Source organism: Campylobacter sp. BCW_6463, from assembly GCF_001762785.1.
In the GTDB taxonomy this organism is placed as follows: Bacteria; Campylobacterota; Campylobacteria; order Campylobacterales; family Campylobacteraceae; genus Campylobacter_D; species Campylobacter_D jejuni.
On sequence record NZ_MJXL01000020.1, the window covers coordinates 1 to 5325 of the forward strand.

The window sequence follows — 5325 nt, forward strand, 5'->3', positions numbered from 1 at the left end:
TTTTGACTTTGATCCAAACTCAAAAGATACAAAATCTCCTTTAAATCCTTGGGCTTTTATAAGAGTAAAAAATGAAGCTATTACTTTAAGAGCTTCATTAGAAAGTATATTGCCTGCAATACAAAGAGGTGTTATAGGATATAATGATTGTACTGATGGAAGTGAAGAGATTATTTTAGAATTTTGCAAGCAATATCCTTCTTTTATACCAGTAAAATATCCTTATGAAGTACAAATTGAAAATCCACAAAGTGAAAAAAATAAACTTTATAGCTATTATAATTATGTTGCAAATTTTATTCCTCAAAGAGAATGGCTTATAAAAATAGATGTAGATCATTACTATGATGCAAAAAAATTATATAAGAGTTTTTATATACCCAAAAAAGATTATCATGGTTAGTTATTCTAGAATAGATTTTGTATTTAACGAAGGGGAAATTTTATATTTATCGAGATAAAAGAGCTCCTGAAGATTGTTTTGCTAATACGAAATACTAACTTAATTTGGAAAGAAATACTGATTAACGGTGATACATTTAATTGGAATATTACAAAAGAGGATATAAACAACGCAAAATCATATGGAATTTTAAATGCTTGAAATAGAATTTATTTTACTACAGAACTTAATAATTATCATTTTCCATTTATAAAAAGTTGCAGAAAAAATGATTATAATCAATTGACTTGGATTGATTTAGATGAATTTATTAGGGATTATAAAGAAAAATTAAAAGTTCAAATAGACTTTGAAAAATGTTAAAATATAAAGCATTAAATCAAATATATGAAAAGCTTACATCTTTAGAAAGCGATAAAATTTAAATCGATTTTTCTTAAAAAAAATATTGATTTTAAAATAAAGAGAATTTTGTTTACCACATAAAGAACACTTTTGAATTAATAAAAAATAATCAATTAACAACAGCAAAGCTAGATTAAAATTATAGTTATATTGCATCTTCTTTAGAAGATTTATAACATTATCTTGTTCTTGTATATTTGTTTTTATATTTTGTGATGTTAAGGTTCCAGTTATAGAGGAGTTGTTTATTTGATAATTATATAAATTTTTACTCAGATAGAATATAGTATTTGAGATATTTATTAAAGGATAATATAATAAAACATCTTCAGCCATGTTAATTTTGGTATTTTTTTCTAGTGGTATTAGATTAAAAGCTTTGAGATATAACTCTTTTTTTATAACTTTTCCCCACATTGTCCAAAAGAGATTTTTAGTTTTTAATAGTTTCTTTAAAAAGTCTTTTTTTGTATAATATTTTTCTTGAAAATTTAGTTTTCTTTCTATTTTACTATTGTTATTTAACACAAATGCATCAAAAAATATTAAATCTACTTTATTATCTTTATTGAAAATTTTAACACATTCTTCACAAGCATTAAGTTCTAGATAATCATCAGGATCTAAAAACATGATATAAAGTGAAGTTGCTACTTTAACACCTGCATATCTTGCTCTTAAAAGTTTTAAATTTTCTTCATTATATATGATTTTTATTCTATCATCTTTACTAGCATATTCTTTGGCTATATTTATACTTTTATCACTTCCGCAATCATCTACTACAATGATTTCTATATCTTTAAAAGTTTGATTTATACAACTTTCTAATGCTCTAGCTATATATTTTTCTACATTATAAGTTGGTAGTATAATTGATATTAAAGGATTATTCATGTATACTCTTTCATTTATTTTTAAAAAAATAGCAAAATATCATTATAATATTATAAAACCATAAATAAGGAATCAATAGACAATGGAAGGTAATACAAATGGTGAGGGTGGGGGTAATGCTGTAATTTGCGGTAATGGACCTAGTTTAAAAAATATAGATTACAAAAGGTTGCCAAAAGAATTTGATGTATTTAGATGTAATCAATTTTATTTTGAAGATAGGTATTTTGTAGGTAAAAATATAAAATACGCATTTTTTAATCATTTTATGTTTTTTGAACAATACTATACTAGTAAAAAACTCATACAAAATGGAGAATATATTATAGAAAATATAGTTTGCTCTACTTTTAATTTGCCATCAATAAATGATGAGAGTTTTATAAAATTATCTCCTAGTTATTTTTGTGATACATTATTAGGACATGAAGTATTATCTAAAATAAATGATTTTCTTGCATTTGTAAAATACAATGAAATTTATGAAAATAAAAGAATGACTTCTGGGATTTATATGTGTGCTACTGCTGTTGCTTTAGGATATAAAAATATATATTTGACAGGTATTGATTTTTATGATGATAAAAATAACATGTATGCATTTGAAAGCAAACAACATAATATGTTAAGTTTATTATCAAATTTTAAAAATAAAGATAGTGTTTATGAAGCTCACTCTAAAAATTTCGATTTAGAGACCTTGATTTTTTTAAAAGAAAAGTATAATGTCAATTTCTATACTTTAAATGAAAATAGCCCAATTAGTAAATATATAGATTTAGCACCCATAGAGAATAGCAATTTCATATTAAAAGATAAACCGAGTAATTATATAAATGATATTTTAATACCAAATTCCAAATATAAAAATCCCATACACAAGATACAAAATCAACTTAAACAAAATATATACTATAAGCTATTTAAAGACTTATTCCGTCTTCCAAGTGACATAAAACACTACTTAAAGGAAAAATATGCAAATAAAAATAGATAAATTAATTATTTCTCAGGAAAATCCTTTGATAATCCCTGAAATAGGCATAAACCATAATGGCAGTTTAGAGATAGCAAAACTTATGGTAGATACAGCCAAAAGAGCAGGAGCTAAGATAATAAAACACCAAACTCATATAGTCGAAGATGAAATGAGCCAAGAAGCTAAAAATGTTATACCAGGTAATGCAAATATTAGCATTTATGAGATCATGGAACAATGTGCATTAAACTATAAAGATGAACTAGCTTTAAAAGAGTATGTAGAAAAACAAGGTTTAGTATATCTTAGCACCCCATTTAGTAGAGCCGCAGCAAATCGCTTAGAAGATATGGGTGTAGGTGCTTATAAAATAGGCTCGGGTGAATGCAATAATTATCCTTTAATAAAGTACATAGCACAATTTAAAAAACCTATGATTATAAGCACTGGAATGAATAGCATAGAAAGTATAAAACCTACGGTTAAAATACTTAGAGATTATGAAATACCTTTTGTTTTGCTTCATACTACAAATTTATATCCAACCCCATCACACTTAGTAAGATTACAAGCTATGCTAGAACTATATAAAGAATTTAATTGTCTTTATGGACTTAGTGATCACACCACAAACAATCTTGCATGTATAGGCGCAATAGCTCTTGGAGCAAGTGTACTAGAAAGACACTTTACGGATACTATGAATAGAAAAGGCCCTGATATAGTTTGCTCTATGGATGAAAGTGCTTTAAAAGATCTTATAAATCAAACGCAAGAAATGGTACTTTTAAGAGGTGATAATAATAAAAATCCTTTAAAAGAAGAGCAAGTGACCATTGATTTTGCATTTGCTAGTGTAGTAAGTATAAAAGATATAAAAAAGGGTGAAATTTTATCTATGGATAATATTTGGGTAAAAAGACCTTCAAAAGGTGGCATAAGTGCAAAGGATTTTGAAACCATACTTGGAAAAAGAGCAAAAAAAGATATAAAAAATAATATACAACTAACTTGGGATGATCTTGAATGAAAAAAATAGTTTTTGTTAGTGGAACTAGAGCTGATTTTTCTAAAATAAAATCACTAATGATGAAAGTTGAAAATTCAAATGAATTTGAATTATTTATATTTGTAACTGGTATGCATATGAGTAAAAAGTTTGGTTCTACTTATATGGAAATAGAAAAATGTGGTTTTAAAAATATATATAAATATATAAATCACGATAAGTATTATCAGATGGATAAGGCTTTATCATCAACAATAGATGGTTTTTCTAAATTTATATATGAGATAGAGCCTGATTTGATAGTAGTGCATGGTGATAGAGTAGAGCCTTTATCTGCTGCTATAGTAGGAAGTTTAAATAATATCTTAGTGGCACATATAGAAGGCGGAGAGCTTTCAGGAACCATAGATGAGAGTTTAAGACATGCTATTAGTAAATTAGCACATATTCATTTAGTAAATGATGAAATAGCAAAAAAAAGATTAATACAAATGGGTGAAGATGAGAAATCTATTTTTATTATAGGTTCTCCTGATTTAGAATTGCTAAATAATACTATATCTTTAGATGAAGCAAAAAAATATTATGATGTAAAATTTAAAAATTATGCTATAGCTATATTTCATCCAGTTACAACCGAAATAAATTCTTTATATAAACAAAGTGAAGAATTTGTAAATGCTCTTATAAAAAGTGATAAAAATTATATAGTTATTTATCCAAATAACGATTTAGGCTTTGAGTTGATTTTGCAAAACTATGAAAGGCTAAAAAATAATGAAAGATTTAAAATTTTTCCTTCTTTAAGATTTGAGTATTTTATAAGTTTGCTAAAAAATGCTGATTTTATCATAGGAAATTCAAGCTGTATAATAAAAGAAGCTTTATATCTTAATGTAAATGGAATTTTAGTTGGTTCAAGACAAGATGGTAGAACTGACATTAATAAAGCAATAAAAGTAAATGCAGAGGAGAAAGATATATTAGAAGCTATCTTAAATACTAGTAAATACGCTAATATTACAAACAAAAGACTAGAAATTTTAAATAGTTCTGAGCAATTTTATAGGTTATTGAAAAATAATATTTTATTTGCTATAAACAAGCAAAAAATATTCGTGGATAAAAAATGACTCTATTTTATAAAATTATAGCTTTTTTAAGATTGCTTAAAATTGATAAAAAATTAAAATTTGATAATGAATATTTTTTAAACTTAAATAAAAAAATCTACAATGAAAAACATCAAGGATTTTTTGACTTTGATCCAAACTCAAAAGATACAAAATCTCCTTTAAATCCTTGGGCTTTTATAAGAGTAAAAAATGAAGCTATTACTTTAAGAGCTTCATTAGAAAGTATATTGCCTGCAATACAAAGAGGTGTTATAGGATATAATGATTGTACTGATGGAAGTGAAGAGATTATTTTAGAATTTTGCAAGCAATATCCTTCTTTTATACCAGTAAAATATCCTTATGAAGTACAAATTGAAAATCCACAAAGTGAAAAAAATAAACTTTATAGCTATTATAATTATGTTGCAAATTTTATTCCTCAAAGAGAATGGCTTATAAAAATAGATGTAGATCATTACTATGATGCAAAAAAATTATATAAGAGTTTTTATAT

General features: G+C 25.1%; 4 protein-coding genes and 2 pseudogenes. 5 read left to right on the plus strand and 1 reads right to left on the minus strand.

The annotated features are described in order from the left end of the window. The first annotated feature begins 58 nt into the window (after positions 1–58). Positions 59–766 (plus strand): annotated as a pseudogene (locus AJ884_RS02140) (beta-1,4-N-acetylgalactosaminyltransferase). A 33-nt stretch (positions 767–799) separates the two neighbouring features. Here the strand turns inward: AJ884_RS02140 and AJ884_RS02145 are convergent. Further along, positions 800–1705: a glycosyltransferase family 2 protein gene (locus AJ884_RS02145; protein ID WP_070286388.1), complete on the minus strand. Its 906-nt coding sequence runs from the start codon at positions 1703–1705 to the stop codon at positions 800–802. A gap of 82 nt (positions 1706–1787) precedes the next feature. Here AJ884_RS02145 and AJ884_RS02150 point away from each other — a divergent pair, with 82 nt between their 5' ends. The 4 genes and pseudogenes from AJ884_RS02150 to AJ884_RS02165 form a co-directional block, all read left to right on the plus strand. Next, on the plus strand, positions 1788–2702 hold the full coding sequence (locus AJ884_RS02150; RefSeq protein ID WP_070286389.1) for an alpha-2,3-sialyltransferase: 915 nt from the start codon (positions 1788–1790) through the stop codon (positions 2700–2702). Continuing rightward, the gene (gene neuB1 / locus AJ884_RS02155; protein WP_070286390.1) at positions 2683–3714 is read left to right on the plus strand and encodes a sialic acid synthase; all 1032 of its coding nucleotides are present in this window, start codon (positions 2683–2685) and stop codon (positions 3712–3714) included. The genes AJ884_RS02150 and neuB1 overlap by 20 nt, the downstream gene beginning before the upstream one ends. Then, positions 3711–4826: a UDP-N-acetylglucosamine 2-epimerase gene (gene neuC, locus AJ884_RS02160; RefSeq protein ID WP_044779649.1), complete on the plus strand. Its 1116-nt coding sequence runs from the start codon at positions 3711–3713 to the stop codon at positions 4824–4826. Before neuB1 ends, neuC begins: the two co-directional genes overlap by 4 nt. After that, a pseudogene (locus AJ884_RS02165) lies at positions 4823–5325 on the plus strand (beta-1,4-N-acetylgalactosaminyltransferase); the annotation flags it as partial. The gene neuC and the pseudogene AJ884_RS02165, both read left to right, overlap by 4 nt.